This window comes from Leptospira johnsonii (assembly GCF_003112675.1).
Classification (GTDB): domain Bacteria; phylum Spirochaetota; class Leptospiria; order Leptospirales; family Leptospiraceae; genus Leptospira_B; species Leptospira_B johnsonii.
This window is the reverse complement of record NZ_BFAY01000007.1, coordinates 328,981-346,581: the sequence shown is the minus strand read 5'-3', so window position 1 is coordinate 346,581 and position 17,601 is coordinate 328,981. Positions and strand designations below refer to the sequence as shown.

The following is a 17,601-nucleotide window of genomic DNA, read 5'->3' as shown; positions in this document are numbered from 1 at the left end:
TATAATATAGACTCGGAGTAAATTTGTGCGCAAACCGTTTTCACTTTTTCCTATCCTCGTTCTTACCGCTTTTCCGGTCTGTGCAGAGTTCACTATCCCATACCCTGACAATTCTAAGAAGAAAGAAATTCCTGTTTTAGAATCCACTCCGGACGTTAAAACCAAACCCCAATCTTTTTCCAAAGAAAAGGAGAAGAAAGGTGAGATACGACTTTCTTCCAGAAACGTTCCCGAGGAAAGCGAAAAGGAAGCTCCGAAAGAGAAACTTAAAAAGTTTTTTACAAGGCCAGCGAACAAGGGTGCTTATGCGGATCGTCCTAAATTCTATCGCGGTCTTTATGTGAATAATTCTTTAGTTTCGGATAAGTCCCGTAAGAATGAATGGGAGTCCTTATTAAAGGACGCTTCCGATTATGGTGTGAATGTTTTAGTGATCGATCTTCAACCTAAAACTCCTTCTCCCGAAGAGATCTCTCGTATCAAGGATTTGGGATTTTATCCGGTGGGAAGGCTTGTAAATTTCGACGGGGGGCTTAAGACTAAGTATCCAAGTCCGGAAAGATTGAATTCTATTTTAGGATATGTGAGAAAGGCTTGTCTTTCCGGATTTCCGGAAGTGCAATTGGATTATATACGTTATGCTGATGTTACCGATATCGATCTTTCCTTGAAGGAAAAATATAATAATATCAATCAGATAGTGAATCGGATCCGCGGAGAAGCCAATCAATGTGAGAAACTTCCTTATTTAGGTGCCGATATTTTCGGTAGAATTCCGTTCAACCGTGATGATCAGATCGGGCAAAAGGTGGAGAATTTCGCTCAGCTAGTGGATGTAATCTATCCTATGTTATATCCTTCTCATTTTTACGGCCAACCTGGTCGTATCGCAAATCCTTACCAAACTGTTTATGATGGTTTGAAGAATACTAGAAAAAGATCCTTATCGACTACAAAGGTGGTCGGATGGATCCAAGGTTTCGGAATGAGCCTTGGGCCCTCCGGTAAGTCTTTGAAGGATTATATCAAGGCTCAGATTGAAGCAAGCGTAGACAGTGATAGTGACGGTTTTATAGTTTGGAATATTGTGGGAAAATATGGAGATACTTTTCGAGCGATCGAGGAAAGTATTCAGAGTGGAAAACTGAAGATAGAAGACTAAATCCCAAGATCTTTTTCTAATATTAGAAGATCCTTATCTCCCGGAACATTCTTAGGTCTATGCAGTTTATATGCTTGGATAGACTCGATCGCCTTCGTTCTCAAAAAGTTTGCTTCTTCGCTGATCGTTGTAGACTTTGCTCCACCTGAAAGTTCCAGATATCTCTTGCCATATAATAGTGAAGTCAATCGATGAAGTCTATAGTCTGTGATATTATCTAGTCCGGCTTCTTTTAAAAGTTTTTGAGCGATCTCCCAGGATTTTTCCTGACGATTTCTGAGTTTAGGCTCTTCTTCCGGTGAAACACTTCCTTTCGGTCTTTTTCCGGACGAATAAGAAACATATAGCTTATAATAAGTCTCTGCACTTCTGATTAAAAGTTCGTAGTCCGTTTTAGAAAGTCGGAATCCTTCTCTGGCGACTTCTTGAGCTCTTTCTAATTCTTCCGGAACAAAACTGTTCTTGGAAAAGCTGGGGGCCTGGTCCGCTTTACAATTCAAAAAGGAAACATATTCTCTGGAGAATCGGATCAAGTCTTGGTCGGAATCGAATCTGGATCTTTTCTTCCATGCGGAAGAAAATTCCGCTCCTGCACTCATCGGCAGAATACCGGAACATACCGGCTCCTTGGAATCTACTCCAGCCTCGTTCAAATATAATATTCCTAATCTATAATGAGGGACCGGGGACATCGGATCCAAACGGATCGCTTTACGGTAGGATTGGATTGCTTCCGGGATCTCATCTCTGGTAAAATGATAATCCCCAGTTTTACGTTCTACTAATGCAGGTCCGCTCAGTTCGGAAGAGACTGGATAGGCCACAGTTAGGACCTTCTCCTTTGCCATTCCTAAATATCCTACACCTCTTAATTGTTTTCCTGTAAATGCGGTTTGGAAGATGGATTTAACTTCAATTTGCCCTACGATACTTCCGTCTTTGAAAGTTACATGGTCGAAATCTTTTTCGATCAAATAGAGTATTTGTCCCGGACGAATTCCTGGATCGTAATGTACTTTTACTGTGACTATATCCGGTCTGGTATCGTATCCTAATTCGAAACTTTTGTATTTCCCTTCGTATTCGATAGGTTTAACCTTATCGAACATAATTGTCTCCCCGACTAAGACCATTTTTTCTTTTCTGGGCATTCCGTCTTTTCCCGAGTTTTTAGGCATTCCCACATCTCGGAATGCATACACGAATTCTCTGGAGAATGTAGAAGAGGAGAAAACGCAAAGGACAAATAGGATGAGTACAGGTCGGGTTAGGGCCATACTTTTATTTTCGGCCGGATTATCAGCTTTCGCTATGCGGAAATTATCGTTTTCTAAACAAAATCTTCGAAACTTATTGCTTCAAATTGGGATATACCGTGAATTTTCCGATTCTATGGACTATCTGGATCTTATTTAAATCGAACGTGTTTGGATCTACATCTTCTAAATGTATCGATTTCATTATGATCTCATTTGGTCGAATCACGGTCCAAGGCTTAGATAGATCTTTCTTAACAAAATAATATGCTGCGCCAGAATTATTGCCTAACTTTTCCACGAAGTTTTCTTTACGGATTATCGGACTAGGATCTCCACCATTGACCCAAGTGCCAAAAGGAGTCACTGTATCAACTAATCCCAGTTCACGAAATTCTAATCCTATTTCGCTAAGTTTCCATTCTCCGCCTACGTAGGCGCCGTTAAATCCTCCCCCTCCCATTATCGATAAATGCCCTTTTGTTCCGAAAGAAATTCCTCCGGGAGATGGAGTGTCGTATTCATAAAATATAAAGGAATATCCGTTTTCTTTGAGGAAATTCTTAATATCGCTTACATTATTTAATGGTGTACCATTCGGTTTTTCCATTACTTCTAAGAGAAGAGAATAAAAATTCGTATTTCGAAAGGATTTCAAATCAGGGTTTTTTTTGATTCGATCTAAGTTACGCTCACCTTTTAGATAATTAAGAGCAAGTGTTTGCAGCGTAGAATAATAGTCTTTTGAAAGAGAATAAGCACAGGCAATATTGAATAAGGTATCAGTCCGTTTATAATCCAATTGATAGGCTTCAGTATAAGAGGAAATTGCTTCTTGATAATCTTGAAGATTCATCTTCACATTACCACGGTAGTAGAAAGCGATCCCAGTTTTTTCTTTCTTGAGCGATTTTTCTAAATATCCCAAGGCATCGTAGTTTTTCTTTTCTTTATAGAGTTGGATTCCTTTTTCTAGATCCGGGTCTCCAGCAAATAAAAGTGATACGGGAGAACATAAAAGAAAAACGCAAAGAGAAGAAAGGAGAAATTTCATAATCGGAACTACATCTTAAAAGGTTATAGCGAAGAAGAAAGATGTAATTCCGATTCAGTCAAATACTAATTTTTGAATGGAAATTGATTTTTAAGCAAATGATACTTAACTTAGAATTTCTTCAAAATTCTTAATTACTCGATAATCGTGTTCCGCCTGGGGATGATTCCCTGGACGAGAAACTATGATAGACCGGACTCCTGCTTCGGAAGCCGCATCCGCTTCTTCTTTTATGTCTGTGAAGAATAAGATAGAGCCTGGTAGTAAAGAAAGTTTCTCGGCGATCTTAGTGTAACTTGTAGATTCTTTTTTTCCGCCAACGGCTGTGTCGAAATAGCTTTCGAAATATACCGTTAGGTCTCCTGCCTCGCAATATCTATAGATCAGGATCTGAGCTTCTACACTTCCTGAAGAATATACCGCGGCACGTTTGCCTGATTTTCTGATCCTTTCCAGAAAGGGAGGGACATCCGGGAAGATCGTACTTTTCAGTTCTCCTGATTCGTATCCCTTTTTCCAGATCCTTCCTTGGATCTCTTTCAAAATCCCTAATTTACGATCTTTGGATACTAAGTATTTGCAGAATTTGGTAAGTGACTCAGCGGAATCGGAAACTTCTTCCGTATATTCGGTTTCGTTTTTGGAAGCAAGGATGAGTTCCTCGGCGAAGCCTGTTTCCGCCGAGGTTTCGGAGAAGAATGTAATAAAGTTTTGGACCGAGTAGGGGAATAAAACCTTATGCACGAATTCTATCGGCGTAGTTGTCCCTTCTATATCAAATAAATATAACTCGGTGTTTTGTTCTTCCAATTATGCTGTCCTTTTGATCCTGCTTGCTTCGGCAGCCAGTTCTTCATGCATCTTCTGTTCGTCATGTTTGAAATTTTTCAGGATATAGAACCAAGCGAGTCCACAAGGTATCCAGAAAAGGATAGCGATCGTGAAAGCTTGGGTCCTGTCCGGCAATACTGTGAGGATCAGGGCCGCCATTGCGGGTCCCAATCCATTTCCAAGATTGTCCGTTAAATTGTATAAAGCGAACATAGAAGATCTACTTTTTGGCGGATTGACGTTTATGATCAGCGCTCTAACGTTAGGACCAGTTACGGAAATAATAATACCCGCGAGAATATTAATAAAAATGAATGTTGGACTTCCTGCAATATTCTTTGCGTAAAGCAGATATATTGTAGGAATGATCCCTAATAATATAGAACTTCCGCAGAATATGGGCAGGAACTTTTTGTTGGTATCGTAAAGTTTTTGTCCTATGACCCCACCGAAAAATGTACCTGCAAAGATCCCTAATGCAGCGAATATGACCAATGCAGAAGCCTGGTCTTTTGGTAAGCCGTAGCTGAATTCGTAATAGTCGTTCAAAAATACGAAGAATACTCCCCAAGGTACACACCCTGGTATCCCCTGCATAAAGATCCCTACGTTTGTTTTGCTTTGGAATATATTCTTGATATCCTTCCAAGTCAAACGAACAGCTTCCGAGTTTACATCCAGAGAATCTGGGGTTAGGCTTGCCAATTCCTTCTCGCTTCCACCTCGAACAGGCTCTTTACAGAATAATCCGTAAACAAGCATGAATAGGAAAGAAGGGGCAGCCATATAGATAAAACTTTGTCTCCATCCGTTGATCGGATCTGCCGTACCGAAACTTCCTCCCACCAGTTGTCCGAGTCCGACTCCGAGTCCGATGGAAAGAGAAAGATAACCTGCTGCAGTAGAACGGGATTTGTCCGAGAAATAATCTCCTACAAGAGAGAATAGAAGAGGGAAACTTCCCCCTAAACCGAAACCTGTCAGAGTTCTGAGGATTAAAAATTCTTCGTAGTTTCTTGCAAATCCGGAAAGAAGGCAGGGGATCTCTCCCAACAATACCGTTCCGATGACCAAAGGTTTTCTAGGAAATCTTTGGGTAAGATAACCCATGTAAACCGAAACCAATCCTCCTAAAACGAAGAAACAAATCGGGATCAGTCCTCCCAATTTCCAATCGATCTCTTTTTGGTCCGTGATCCCAAAAGAGCCTGCGATATTTCTGAGGTTCGGAGCGATCAGGTTTTGGTCCGCGAATAGAAAGAAAGCCATCCCCATGATCATCCAAAAGGCGAGGATCGCGTTTCCTCCATGGGCAGCGAGTTCACCTAATCCGAAATATCGAAGCAGGCTTTTTTTCGAGGTCGGTTGAGACATCCAATTCTCTCCACTGTGTTTCTGTTTTAAATGTATGTCGGCTTCTCTATAAGAAGCACGTAAAGCGACAGATTGGTGAGGGGAAAAGGAATCGGCAACGAAAATGTGATTTTAGTTTTCGAGCTTTGAGGGAAAGAAGGAGCTGATTTTCGTCCTAGAACATCCTCTTTCTTCCGTTTTGGAATAAATACTTGACCCAACGTTTACTTGTCTATAGCTTCGGTCCGACTACGAGGGATACCGCCCCTAACTTAAGATGGAGCCAAAACAGTATGGCCTACCAACATAAAGAATTCTTCTTTCAATCTTCCAGAGACAATACCAAATTATACGGCCAAGCATGGACGAAATCCGGAGCAAATCGTGTAATTGTTTTTTGTCATGGATTCGGAGAGCATAGCGGTAGGTACTCCAACCTCATCCAATATTTTAAGGATAGTGACGTCAACTTTTACGGTTTGGATCTAAGGGGTCATGGTAAATCGGAAGGAAAAAGAGGTCATGCCTCCAGTTTCGAATCCTTTGTAGACGATCTGGCCGACTTCGTACATGAGGTCCGTAAAAGAGAACATAAGGATAAGATCCTACTTTTAGGTCATTCTATGGGAGGAGTGGTAGTCATACGCTACGCCTTGGAAGGGATCAATCAGGATTATATCTACGGAGTTGTTGCCTGTTCTTCTGCATTAAAAATACCTACTACTGCCTTCCAAAGATTTCAGATCTCTGTGGCCGGTTTTTTACGTAAGATCGCACCTTCTACCACCTTGGACGCAAACCTGGATACAAGTTTAGTCAGCAGAGACCCGGAAGTGGTCCAGGCTTATATTGACGATCCTTTGGTTCACGGTAAAATTTCATTCTCCATGGGTTACGAATTGTTTCAGCAAGGCGCCATCGCGAACAGAAAAGCGGGTATCCTACGGACTCCGATCCTGATCCTGCATGGTTTGGCGGATGGGATCGCTGACCCTGCGGGAAGTTTAGAATTCTATAATCATTTGGTTTATAAGAATAAAAGAATGAAGACCTATAAGGGCTTTTATCATGAACTTATGAACGAACCTGCAGGCGAAAGGGATAAGGTTCTAAAGGACATCAAAGAATTTATGGATTCTCTGGTTCCGGAAAGGGCAAAGCCCTCGGCTGAAAAGCCGAGTGCAAAGAAGGCGGCAAAATCGAAACCTTCTCCCAAAAAGAAAGCAGTCGCCAAGAAGAAGTAATTCCTTCTTTTATTCTTTCCTAAGTCTGTAAGTGATTGTGAACGAAAGGAAGAATAAGAAAGAAAGAATTCCGATCACACCGTAGATCGTTTTTTCGGCAGAAACAAATATACTTCCGTTATTTATCTCTCGTTCCTGGTTTGCAGTCTCATTGATCGGTTCTCCTCCGATCACAGAAAGGGTTATCTCATACTGAGGTCCCGCATAACTTACTATATTCGAATTCACATCAGGCGGGGCGTCCACGGAAACAGGACGCGTTCCCTTCTGCCCAATAAAAGAAACTTGCATGTCTTTAGGCTTGGAGAAGATCACCTTCTCTCCTTCTTGGTTCTCGAATAATAATCGATCCTTGAATTGGGTAGGAGATAGATTGGTAGAAGGGATCACGTAACTCACAAATAACTGAGAAGTTCCCGGAAGGATTGCTCTGTCGATTACCCAACCGTTTTTCCCTTTAGTCAGTTGGATTGGAATGGCCATCTTATTAGTGCTCTGGGTCAATTGGGCGCTTATATCTAAGGCTTCTTCAGGCACGTAAACTTCTAATGGGTCGTTCGGGTTCTGAAAACTTTTAGGCGGAATAGTATTATTTGTAAGAATAGATACTTTAGAAATTACTAATGCATCTTTTTCTCTCACTACTTGAAGCAAGGACTTGGTTTTAACAACGGAACGATCCAGAGTTTTATCATAAACTGTTACCTCTTGTGGTCGGGACCTCATCATCGGTACCGGAGGGATCATCTTATTATAATTTACTCCGTTATAAGTCACTTGCAACAGAATAGGAAGTCCATCCGGTGCATTGATCTTAGGAAGTTTGAAACTTCCTCTCACTGGACCCTGGTCAGGAAGAGGCAAAGGCATCATTTGTCTTTCCAATGCGAAGAGACGAATGCTTTCTGCGGAGCCTGGTCCGCCAGTACTTCCATTTTTGAGGACTATCTGCAGTTCTAGTTCCTCCCCAAACAAGGGAGATAGGCTAAAACATATAAAAAGAGAAAAGAATAGGATTAGAAATTTATTCTGCATGGGACCGATTCCAATGTTTCTTATCCCCTAAAAAAGGGAAAGTCTTTCCGTTCTGATTCTTGTATCCGAAAACTCTAAAATTGTGGACGAATGTGGGGAATTTCGTTAGAAAGGATGCCCAAGAAAAGATACAGATAGAAAGAGGCCGCCTTGAAATTATTCAAAAGAATCCTTCTGGTTTTGCTAAGTGTTTTCGCTTTATTACTTCTGCTGGTTTATTTTTCCACATTCCACCCATCCGACTTGGAATCAGTACAAGTAAAATGTGAAGAAGGTGCTCCAAGTCTAGAATCTTCGGGACCGATCAAGGTATTCTCTTGGAACATACAGTATTTTGCAGGAAGGAATAGAGTATTTTGGTATGATGTTCCGGATGAGACCGGACCGGATATCGGACCTTCCAGAGAAGAGATAGAATCTACTCTCAAAAAAGTGGCGAATGTGATCTTAGAAAGAGATCCTGATTTTGTTTTATTCCAAGAAGTGGATGACGGAGCCAAAAAAACATATTCCGAAGATCAGTCGGAAAGAATTCTACCCTTACTCTCCGATCGATATCCTTGCCAAACGGAAGCGTTCTATTGGAAGGCAGGTTTTGTTCCTCATCCAAAGATCATGGGTTCTGTCGGAATGAAGCTGACTATATTCAGTAAATATAAAATTCTTTCCGCTTCTCGTCACCAGCTTCCTACTCCTCCTGCAGATCCTATCACCAAACAATTACAGTTAAAACGTGCGATCTTAGAAGCTTCCATAGATGTTAAGGATAAAAAACCTTTGGTGCTTTTGAATACACATTTGGATGCTTTCTCCATGGGAACAGATACGATGCAGAAACAAGTGGCTTTTATAGAGAACTTATTGGATAAACTGGATTCTGAAAGATCGGAATGGATCTTAGCGGGAGATTTTAATCTTCTTCCTCCTGGTTTTTCCAGAAAACAATTACATTCTAATGGAGCTTATTATTACAGCGACGACGAAGAAATTGCCCCCTTATTCAAAAAATGGAATTCAACCGCAAGTTTGGAAGAATTGAACGGACCAAATCGGGAAAAATTTTACACTCATGTGCCTAACGATCCTCAGATTGCCAAACCTGATAGAACCATCGACTATATGTTTTATTCTAAGGGCTTAACTAAGAAAGAATACTTAGTGTTAAAACAAGGGGATGCCCTAGAATCCAGCGATCATCTTCCTTTAGAGGCATCCTTCTCCTTGGAATCTCGTTAATCCAATCGGACAAATCCTTGCTCTTTTTTTAAAGGGCAAGAATTTGGAAAAAAAGGAAAGATAGGGCATTATGAGACCGTTTAAAATTTTGGGAGTACAGCAGATCGCAGTTGGCGGAGATAGTAAGGAAAAACTCAAAAAATTTTGGGTGGATACTCTCGGATTGCAAAACATCGGTTCTTTTAGAAGTGAAAAAGAGAACGTAGATGAGGATATCCTACAGATGGGCAAAGGACCTTACGCTGTAGAAGTGGACATCATGGAGCCTGTGGATCCAAACAAGAGTCCAAGAGTCAACGATCCAAAATTGAATCATATCGGTCTTTGGGTAGATGATATCCATAAGGCAGTTGAATGGTTGACCGCACAAGGAGTTCGTTTTACTCCAGGCGGTATCCGCAAAGGGGCGGGAGGTCATGAAGTGACTTTTATCCATCCTAAAGGAAATGAGGAATTTCCACTTTCTGCAGAGGGAGTGCTTGTGGAATTGGTCCAGGCTCCTAAAGAAGTGATCGAAGCCTTAGGTTGAAGATCAAAAAAAAGGATCTCTTTTGAGATCCTTTTTGCTATATTACAATTATTTAACACCCTGAAGGAAGTAAGTGTGCATCGGGCCTTTTCCTTTTACCTCGATCACATTCCTATCTTCGAAATTATATTTATCTTTTAACGCAAGATAAACGGATTCTGAAACATGGATCCTTCCTGTGGCGCCGTGAGATTCCATTCTAGAAGCGGTATTTACCGAATCGCCCCAAAGATCGTAAACGAATTTGTTCTTTCCGATCACTCCTGCGACAACCTCTCCGGTATGAAGACCGATACGAACATTAAACTCGAATTCCAGCTCAGGTTTTAATTCATCCAGGCGATGTAACATGTCCAATGCGGCCTGAGCTGCCTTATGTGCATGGTCTTCGGTAGGGACGGGGATGCCACCCGCGAGCATATAACAGTCGCCTATCGTTTTAATTTTTTCTAATTTATATTTGTCTGCGATCACATCGAATTCGGTAAAAATACGATTTAAGATCTCTACCAGTCTTGTTGGAGTTTGGATCTTAGTTGTGAGTTTGGAAAACCCAACTATATCCGCAAAGAGTACGGTAGAAGAAGGGAAATAATCAGCGATAACACCTTCTCCTCCCTTTAAACGATCTGCAATACTTCTGGGAAGAATGTTTAAAAGTAAGTTTTCGGACTTCTGCCTTTCTTCTTCTATGCTCTTATTCAGGACCTCGATCTTTTCCAAAGAATCTTTTAATTCCTTGTTCCTTTTGGAAAGTGTCCTATAAGCATCCGCGTTATCTACACCAATCGCCACATAGTTCGCCAAGGTCCTCAGGATATTCAACTGGTTGGGCTGAAATGCGTTTTTAGAATAACTGTGAACGGTTAGTATCCCGATCAGACGTTCTTCTACCTTAAGTGGGAAGTATAATGCGGATTGGGAGTTCTCTCCGAAGTGTTTCCTGATATCAGCTAAATAATTCGGAAAATCCTTTTCGATATCCAGAGTGATCAGTTCTTTCTGTTGTTTTACGCAATAAGAAGAAGGATTGTCCTCTTCCAAAGAATCCACTGAAGGCGCAGGGACATATCTCCCGTCTATTACGCAAAACTTATATTTGATCTCTTTTTTTTCTTCGTCGTAAATACCGAAAGCGAGAACATCCATCGGAACGATGGACTTAGTATTCTCATAAACCGATTGTATGATAATTTTAGGTTCAAGGGAAGAAGTGATAATTTTTCCGATCTCTGTTACAAGTTTGAGGTCCATATAGGCGGCCTCTAACATTATATTAGAATCGGTTAATGCTTCTTGCGTTTTGAGAAGTCTATGCTGGGTCGAGTCCCCGATCTTCATGATCTTTGAAGATTGTTTGAGAAGGGCCTCGTAGGATCCTACGATCGTTCTTAACTTTTGCCTAGGATCCTCTTTGGCATTCGAATCTTCTAAAAAAGACTGAACATCCGAGAGAAGTTTAAATTCCTGCTCGAAAAAAGTATTTTGTTCTTTCGAATTCGAAGTTTCGTTCTTTTCCACTTACACTTAATTCCGAACGAATGAAATCTTACTTATAAGATTTCATTTTGAAAGGCAGGGACAAATCGGAAGAGAATTCCTCTCCTGTTTCCTGCATGTCTTCGTCGTCTTCTTTATAAAGCCACTCGACTTCTACCTTTCCGCCTTTGTCATGATACTTCTGGAGATTGTCCAAAATATCCATGATCACTTTGGAAGAGCTAGTGTTAAAATAATCCATTTGAAAACGGAACTGGATCTGCTTTCCTGCAGTTTGGATTGCTGACAACCACTCGAAGACTGGTTTGTAAAACGCCATTGCGTTTTCTGGATAAGATTCTCCGATGATTTCCGCGAGCCCCTTGTCCGATTCTAAGATGATTTCCGGTGAAGTTTTAGTCTGTTGTATATGTAAGGATTCCATGATTAGTTTTCCTTCGTAAAGAATGCGGAGATTGTAAAAAAGGATAGTTTGCCATCCAATTTATCGAAACGAAACACCAGAGGTCCGTCTGACTTCCTGGCAATATCGATTAATCCCACGCCTGCTCCTTTGCTATCTTCCGGCCTCTCCGATCTAAGTTGCTGTTGGTAGAAGGACTTTAATTCGTCCTTATTCATGGAGTTGATTTTTTGGATCCTTTCGGTCAAAAATTCGATCTTCTCGTTTAGTACCAAATTTCCCGAAGCAACATGGTAGCCAATCGAATTTTCCCTAACTATGAGGATCCCTACGCCTGCGTCTTTCTGCTCTTCGTTAATTTTGCGCTCAGCCGAGTAGTGCAGCATATTTTGCGCTAGTTCAATAAATACCGCAAAAATTTTCTTAATTTTGGATTCCGTGCTCAAAGAAGTCCGGATCATAGATCCAAGTTCAGTAAGAACTTCTTGAGACAGCCTCCCCTTAAAGGATACGAGCAGATTGTATTCGCTGGTTTCCTGATAAGTCTTAAATAGATTTATGACTTCATTTTCCATCATCAGCATCTTCCTTTTTCAGAAACATCTCCTTATCTTCCCCCCAGTATCACACCGACTAGTGTTATGTCGTCCCGCTGGGCCTCTCCATTTTGGTGGGCTAACAGGAAGGATTCTAAACGTTCTTTTTGTTCTTCGCAGGAAAGATGTTCTATCCCGCTTAAGAAGTTTAGCAAGCCTTTGGTACCGATTTTTTGTCGGTCCGGATTCGGCTGGTCCATAAAGCCGTCCGTGGTTAAGTAAACACTCGTACGTATTCCTTTTTCCAAGGGAATGGAGTGTGTAGTAAATTTTCGCGTTTCTTCTTTTTGCCTTCCGCCGATCGAGAATCTATCACCTTTAATTTCGGTCAAGACTCCGCCTTTTCCAATAAAAATAGGCCGTTTTGCTCCCGCAAAGTATAAATTGTTTCCTTCAATCTTTAATAAACAAAGGTCCATTCCATCTCTGGAATTTGTTTGGTCCATGTCTTGTTTGAGGGCCTGTCTAACCTTTTTATGCAAATCTTCTAAAATAGAACCCGGATCGGTAATACCAATTTCGTTCACGATCTGATTGAGCAAAGTATTTCCAATCATGGACATAAGAGCTCCAGGAACTCCGTGACCGGTACAATCGACGGATGCGATATATATTGTGTCTTCCTGTTTTGAAAACCAGTAAAAATCTCCGGATACTATATCTTTTGGACGGAATACCACGAAATAATCGGAAAGTGCGTTTCCTAATACTTCAGAAGAAGGTAAAATTGCCTGCTGGATATTCAAAGAATATGTAATACTATCTGTAATATGCTGATTTTTTAATGCCAAATCGTCGTTGGCTTGAGCTAATTCTTTAGTCCTTTCTGCGACCTTGCTTTCCAAATTCGCATAAAGTAATGCGTTATCGATGGAGATCGCTGCCTGAGAAGATAGAATGGAGATTGTCTGCAATCTATCCGAAGTGAATGCCGCCTCGGAAAGATTATTTTCCAAATATAGAATACCGATCAGTTCCCCTTGTTTGATGATCGGAGAACATAGAACGGATTTTGTTTTCCTTTCTCTAATATACGGGTCCTTGTTGAACTTCTCATCCGCAAACGCGTTCCTGAGAACCAGATCTTCTTTTGTCCTCTCTACATAGTAAATAACGCTGATCGGTATATTTTTACTTTCTTGGATCGGAATTCCCTGAAGAACTCTGATCTCGTCATCGGTAGTACTTCCTTCCGCTTCTACGAAAAGTTTTCCATCCCTTCTTAAGATCATTACACCTTTTTCGGCGCCCACGTTCTCTATAGAGATCTGCATCAAAGTATCCAATAGGGACTCTAGTTTGATCTCTCCGGAGATAGCGGTGGAACTTTTCAGAATGGACTGGAAGTCCAGGGTCTGGCCTGAATATACTTCAGTAGCGGAAGCGGTCCTTGTGCTTAAAGTTCCGATGGTGCGTGTAGTTCGGAAAGTATCTCTTCCTTTTTCTCGAATGAATTCCGGGAATTTGGTTTTGAGAAGTTCCTGCTTTTTAATCGCTCCCCATCTTCCGTACTTTTGGTAGGCCTCTGCGATGTACTGGGATCCGATCTTGGCACTCCCTTTGGAGAACCAGAATTTGGATGCGAGTTCCGCGGCTAAGGCTTCGTCGTTATAATATTCGTTTTTGCCTGCAAGTTGTACTGCTTGTTCGTACGTTTTAGCTGCTTTCCAGTTTTTGTATTCTAGTCTTGCAAGTTCAGCTTCTACCAAAAGATATTTGTGCTCGAAGTTTTCCGGAGCGTTTTCGGAAAGAAGTTTGAGTTTCTGTTGGTTCTTCTTGATCCTTTCTAAGAACTTTGCTTTTTGTTCTTGGGTAGAAAGTTTATAGTTCGCAGCCATTGCGAGAGAGTATAAATACCCATGTTCTTCGACTGCTATTTGGCCGGAAATAAACCCGAGCATACTTTCGGATTCTTCTAATTCTTTTAATGCGCTTTCCGCTTCTCCATAGCTGAGAAGTGTCCTTGCCTTCATGATCTTGAAAAGACAAACAGGGAAAGGGCTTTGGTGAGAATTACATAATTCGATATATTCGCTCTCATTCATTTCCTCGATGGAGAATTCCAAATGAGAAGTAGTCTTTCCTCTTAGGTTAGAAACTACTAATGCGGATGCCAGAACAGTATCGATAGCTAAGTTATTTTTTACCTTACGAGTAAATTTTAAAAGACCGTCTATTTTAGGTTTTACTAATTCTAAATTTTTGGATTGTAGAACCACATTGACTGCGTCGTTCATTGCGCAGTAACCACCATGTAGGAATTCCCCGGATTCCAAACTGGCCTGGATCCCTCTATGGTTGATCTCTTCCGAATATTTTAGATGTCTTACGAAAGGAGTGGTATAGTTTGCGAGAATATTCGCTGCCTTAGTGATCCCGCTCGGGTTCTTGTATTTTTCACTCACCTTGACGGCAAGTTCCGCGAATTCATAACCTCTTCTGTACTGCTGGAATCCTGAAGTAAGAAGGATCGCATACATGGAATATCCGTAAGGATCGGAAAGATTTCCGTATTTCAAGAATAGGTTTACCATCTTCAAGGAAACGATCGGGAAAAGGGATAATGCAAAATTGTAAACGGTAGGAATGGCGCTGATCAAAAGATTTACCGCCATGATCTGTTCCTGTTTTTGGATCAGTGGGAGGTCCAACAAGGAATCTACAGTCTTTCCTTCCAGTGCCTTGTTTACGATCTCTATCTCTTCTCCGGTTACTTTTTCATGATCTTTTTCAGGAATATCCACACCCAAAGGTTGGAGCGCTTTAATAATCATAGGAAGAGCAAGGTCGAATTTTCCAAGAGCGGAATATTGAATGATGAGCAAGTTACAAGCATCCGCCTTTTCGATCGGAGATCTTGCATACTTTAAAAGTGTATCTATGGTTTTTTGAGAATCTTCAAAATTCCCTGTTAGATATTGGGTTTCGCCTAATTCCCTGAAGATAGAATAACAAAGTTCGTATTTTGCATTCCAAAGAGCGTCGTCTCCTTGAGAAGCTTCCGGAAGAAGGAAGAGTAATTCTCTGGCTTTTGCGATATAGGAGAGAGCCGGTTTGTATGCTGTGGAATTTTTGGCCTTCTTCCCTGCGATAAGATCCAATTGAGCCAGTTTTAGTTTTTCCGCAGGTTCGGTAATTAGCCCGGAGCCGATATTCATGTGATTTGCAATATCGAAAATATTGTCTTCGATATGTTTTGAGTCCGCCCCTTCTATCAGGAATCTTCCCAATTGTAAACGGATCTTCTTTTTCTTTTCTTCTTCTATAATTTCGTAAGCAGCTTGTTGGACCCTATCGTGTTGGAATCGGAACGTCACTGTTTTCGCAGTCTGGTAATTTTTTTCCTTATTCGCTTGTGTTTCTTCGAAAGATTCCGCGAGACGATAGTTCTCTCCGATCGGGACGATCAATTCTTCCGCGATGGTTTCTTGTAAAGAGCTGAGTGCAGTTTTGTAATCCGTTTCTAAGATCCGGGTCAGAAGTGCTAGATCAAAACTACTTCCGATACACGCGGCCAATTCCAAGGTTTCTTGGATCTTAGGAGAAAGTTTACGGATCCTATTTACTAAAAGTTCTACTACGTTATCCGAAATCTTGGTATTTCTGATCTTGGCGATGTCCCATTTCCAGAGACCTTCTCCCGGTTTTCCGGAGCCCTGATCGAAATAGACAGAGTCCTCTTTGGCGAGTTGTTTTAGAAGTTCCCCGATAAAGAACGGATTTCCTCCCGTTTTGGAATGGATGATCTCCGCCAGTTCTACGGTTTTATCTTCCGGAATATAAAGACTGTCTGAGAGTAATTGTCTTACATCTTTTAATGCCAAAGGCTGGAGCACGATCTTATATGGATCTAATCCTTCTTTTTCCAAAGTATCCAACAATACTTGGAAAGGGTGGGAAGAATCCACTTCGTTGTCTCTGTATGCCAATATGATGAAAAGATAATTTACGGTTACATCTTCCATCAGATTTTTGAGAAGTTCCAAGGAAGCGGTGTCTGCCCATTGCATGTCATCCAGGAAGATCGCAAGGGGATGATCAGGATTTGCAAAAACCTTAATGAAGTTTTGGAATACTATATAAAAACGGTTTGCATTCTCTTGGGGACCAAGTTCCGGAACAGGTTCCTGTTTTCCGATAATGATCTCCAATTCCGGGATCACATCTGTAACCACTTTCCCATTGGCGCCTATCGCTTTTTTGATCTTACTCTTCCAAGCTTCAATTCTTTCTGGAGATTCAGTTAGGATCAATTCCACCAAACTGGAGAATACTTGGATGATAGCGGAGAAGGGCAGGTTCCGATTGTATTGGTCGAACTTTCCCGAGATAAAATAACCTTTGGATTCAGTGAGAGGTTTATTGATCTCCTTCACAAGTGAGGATTTTCCTACACCGGAATAACCTCCGATCAAAACCATTCTGGATCTTCCGTTTGTAGCTACAGATTTGAATTCATCCAGAAGAGTTTTTATATACTCGTCCCTTCCATAGAGTTTCTGAGGGATCTTGAATTCCGTGGAAAAATCGGTTTGGGCAAGAGGGAAAGATGGGAAATCGGTCTTTTCTTTCCAGAGAGCGAATGCCTTTTCCAAATCTCCCTGGAGTCCTCTTGCTGTCTGGTATCTGTCTTCTGCATTTTTTGCCAGAAGCTTCATTATAATTTCTGAAAGTACAGTGGGGATTTCGGATCTTGCTTCTTTTGGAGAGGTCGGGATCTTAGCCAGATGAGAATGTACTAATTGTAAAAGATCGTCCCCGTCGAACGGAAGTTTTCCAAGGAGCATTTCGTAATAGGTGATCCCTAAAGAATAAAAATCGCTTCTGTAATCCACGGAACGGTTCATTCTTCCCGTCTGCTCAGGAGAAACGTAATGGATGGAACCTTCTAAAATATTAGGTGCAGACCAGGAAGTCTCTTCTTTATTTAACCTGGTGGAAATCCCGAAGTCTATGATCCGGACCTGTTTTTCATCCTTATTGAATATTATGTTCTCAGGTTTTAAGTCTTTGTGTATGATCTTTTTGGAATGTATCTCGCTGAGTCTTTCTGCAAGTTGGATGGAGATGGGAAAAAAGTCCGAAAGTGTCATCGGCTTTTTGGAGATAAAATCCTTTAGGGAACCTCCAGGCACGAAATCCATAAAAAGTGCGAACCCGTCTTGGAGTTTTTCGAACTTAATCGGTTTAACAAAATAACCGGAAGAAAGTAAATTTAGGATCTCGAATTCGTTCCTAAGATTAACAACGGAAGGATGTAATTCGTCCAAAACCGGAAGAAATTTGATGATAACGGACTTACTGTCCTCTTTACGGACAGCTTTATAAACTTCGGACGCAGATTCGGCATTCAGTCTTTCTTTTAGTTCGAACCCTGTTACGATCATCCTTCTACTTCACCT

Annotated in this window: 13 protein-coding genes; 4 read left to right on the top strand and 9 right to left on the bottom strand. The window is 41.2% G+C overall.

Features of this window, described 5'->3' with window-relative positions; translation table 11 throughout:
* Positions 1 to 25: 25 nt before the first annotated feature.
* A complete protein-coding gene (locus LPTSP_RS07065) occupies positions 26 to 1,162 on the top strand; it encodes a putative glycoside hydrolase (RefSeq protein WP_108928098.1) in 1,137 nt (378 codons plus the stop codon).
* Here LPTSP_RS07065 and LPTSP_RS07060 read toward each other — a convergent pair.
* The 4 genes from LPTSP_RS07060 to LPTSP_RS07045 form a co-directional block, all read right to left on the bottom strand.
* Positions 1,159 to 2,439: a tetratricopeptide repeat protein gene (locus LPTSP_RS07060; protein WP_108928097.1), complete on the bottom strand. Its 1,281-nt coding sequence runs from the start codon at positions 2,437 to 2,439 to the stop codon at positions 1,159 to 1,161. The two genes, LPTSP_RS07065 and LPTSP_RS07060, sit on opposite strands and share 4 nt — an antisense overlap.
* Positions 2,440 to 2,512: 73 nt before the next feature.
* Positions 2,513 to 3,472, bottom strand: a complete 960-nt coding sequence (locus tag LPTSP_RS07055; RefSeq protein ID WP_108928096.1) for a tetratricopeptide repeat protein — start codon at positions 3,470 to 3,472, stop codon at positions 2,513 to 2,515.
* 105 nt (positions 3,473 to 3,577) lie between these two features.
* Entirely contained in the window at positions 3,578 to 4,282 is a 705-nt protein-coding gene (gene mtnC / locus LPTSP_RS07050) for an acireductone synthase (protein WP_108928095.1), read from the bottom strand.
* The gene (locus LPTSP_RS07045; protein ID WP_108928094.1) at positions 4,283 to 5,677 is read right to left on the bottom strand and encodes an MFS transporter; all 1,395 of its coding nucleotides are present in this window, start codon (positions 5,675 to 5,677) and stop codon (positions 4,283 to 4,285) included. It abuts the gene before it with no gap.
* Positions 5,678 to 5,949: 272 nt separating this feature from the next.
* Here LPTSP_RS07045 and LPTSP_RS07040 point away from each other — a divergent pair, with 272 nt between their 5' ends.
* Positions 5,950 to 6,900, top strand: a complete 951-nt coding sequence (locus LPTSP_RS07040) for an alpha/beta hydrolase (protein ID WP_108928093.1) — start codon at positions 5,950 to 5,952, stop codon at positions 6,898 to 6,900.
* 9 nt (positions 6,901 to 6,909) lie between these two features.
* Here LPTSP_RS07040 and LPTSP_RS07035 read toward each other — a convergent pair whose 3' ends face one another.
* A complete protein-coding gene (locus tag LPTSP_RS07035; RefSeq protein ID WP_108928202.1) occupies positions 6,910 to 7,854 on the bottom strand; it encodes a hypothetical protein in 945 nt (314 codons plus the stop codon).
* 231 nt (positions 7,855 to 8,085) lie between these two features.
* On the opposite strand from LPTSP_RS07035, the gene LPTSP_RS07030 reads away from it, so the two are divergent.
* Together LPTSP_RS07030 and LPTSP_RS07025 are read left to right on the top strand one after the other, a co-directional pair.
* Positions 8,086 to 9,171: an endonuclease/exonuclease/phosphatase family protein gene (locus LPTSP_RS07030; protein WP_108928092.1), complete on the top strand. Its 1,086-nt coding sequence runs from the start codon at positions 8,086 to 8,088 to the stop codon at positions 9,169 to 9,171.
* 70 nt (positions 9,172 to 9,241) lie between these two features.
* Positions 9,242 to 9,700: a VOC family protein gene (locus LPTSP_RS07025; RefSeq protein ID WP_108928091.1), complete on the top strand. Its 459-nt coding sequence runs from the start codon at positions 9,242 to 9,244 to the stop codon at positions 9,698 to 9,700.
* Between the two features lie 48 nt (positions 9,701 to 9,748).
* Here the strand turns inward: LPTSP_RS07025 and LPTSP_RS07020 are convergent, their stop codons facing one another.
* The 4 genes from LPTSP_RS07020 to LPTSP_RS07005 are packed head-to-tail and all read right to left on the bottom strand — an operon-like array spanning position 9,749 to position 17,586.
* Positions 9,749 to 11,221, bottom strand: a complete 1,473-nt coding sequence (locus LPTSP_RS07020; RefSeq protein WP_108928090.1) for an adenylate/guanylate cyclase domain-containing protein — start codon at positions 11,219 to 11,221, stop codon at positions 9,749 to 9,751.
* 28 nt (positions 11,222 to 11,249) lie between these two features.
* Entirely contained in the window at positions 11,250 to 11,624 is a 375-nt protein-coding gene (locus LPTSP_RS07015) for a DUF1987 domain-containing protein (RefSeq protein ID WP_108928089.1), read from the bottom strand.
* Positions 11,625 to 11,626: 2 nt separating this feature from the next.
* Positions 11,627 to 12,181, bottom strand: a complete 555-nt coding sequence (locus tag LPTSP_RS07010) for a SiaB family protein kinase (RefSeq protein ID WP_108928201.1) — start codon at positions 12,179 to 12,181, stop codon at positions 11,627 to 11,629.
* A gap of 29 nt (positions 12,182 to 12,210) precedes the next feature.
* Entirely contained in the window at positions 12,211 to 17,586 is a 5,376-nt protein-coding gene (locus LPTSP_RS07005) for an AAA family ATPase (RefSeq protein ID WP_108928088.1), read from the bottom strand.
* Between the last annotated feature and the right edge of the window lie 15 nt (positions 17,587 to 17,601).

Bases quoted from the DNA above. Each gene is read 5' to 3' on its own strand.
- LPTSP_RS07060 (WP_108928097.1), bottom strand. From the start codon at position 2,439: ATGGCCCTAACCCGACCTGTACTCATCCTATTTGTCCTTTGCGTTTTC.
- LPTSP_RS07055 (WP_108928096.1), bottom strand. From the start codon at position 3,472: ATGAAATTTCTCCTTTCTTCTCTTTGCGTTTTTCTTTTATGTTCTCCC.
- LPTSP_RS07045 (WP_108928094.1), bottom strand. From the start codon at position 5,677: ATGTCTCAACCGACCTCGAAAAAAAGCCTGCTTCGATATTTCGGATTA.
- LPTSP_RS07040 (WP_108928093.1), top strand. From the start codon at position 5,950: ATGGCCTACCAACATAAAGAATTCTTCTTTCAATCTTCCAGAGACAAT.
- LPTSP_RS07025 (WP_108928091.1), top strand. From the start codon at position 9,242: ATGAGACCGTTTAAAATTTTGGGAGTACAGCAGATCGCAGTTGGCGGA.
- LPTSP_RS07015 (WP_108928089.1), bottom strand. From the start codon at position 11,624: ATGGAATCCTTACATATACAACAGACTAAAACTTCACCGGAAATCATC.
- LPTSP_RS07010 (WP_108928201.1), bottom strand. From the start codon at position 12,181: ATGATGGAAAATGAAGTCATAAATCTATTTAAGACTTATCAGGAAACC.
- LPTSP_RS07005 (WP_108928088.1), bottom strand. From the start codon at position 17,586: ATGATCGTAACAGGGTTCGAACTAAAAGAAAGACTGAATGCCGAATCT.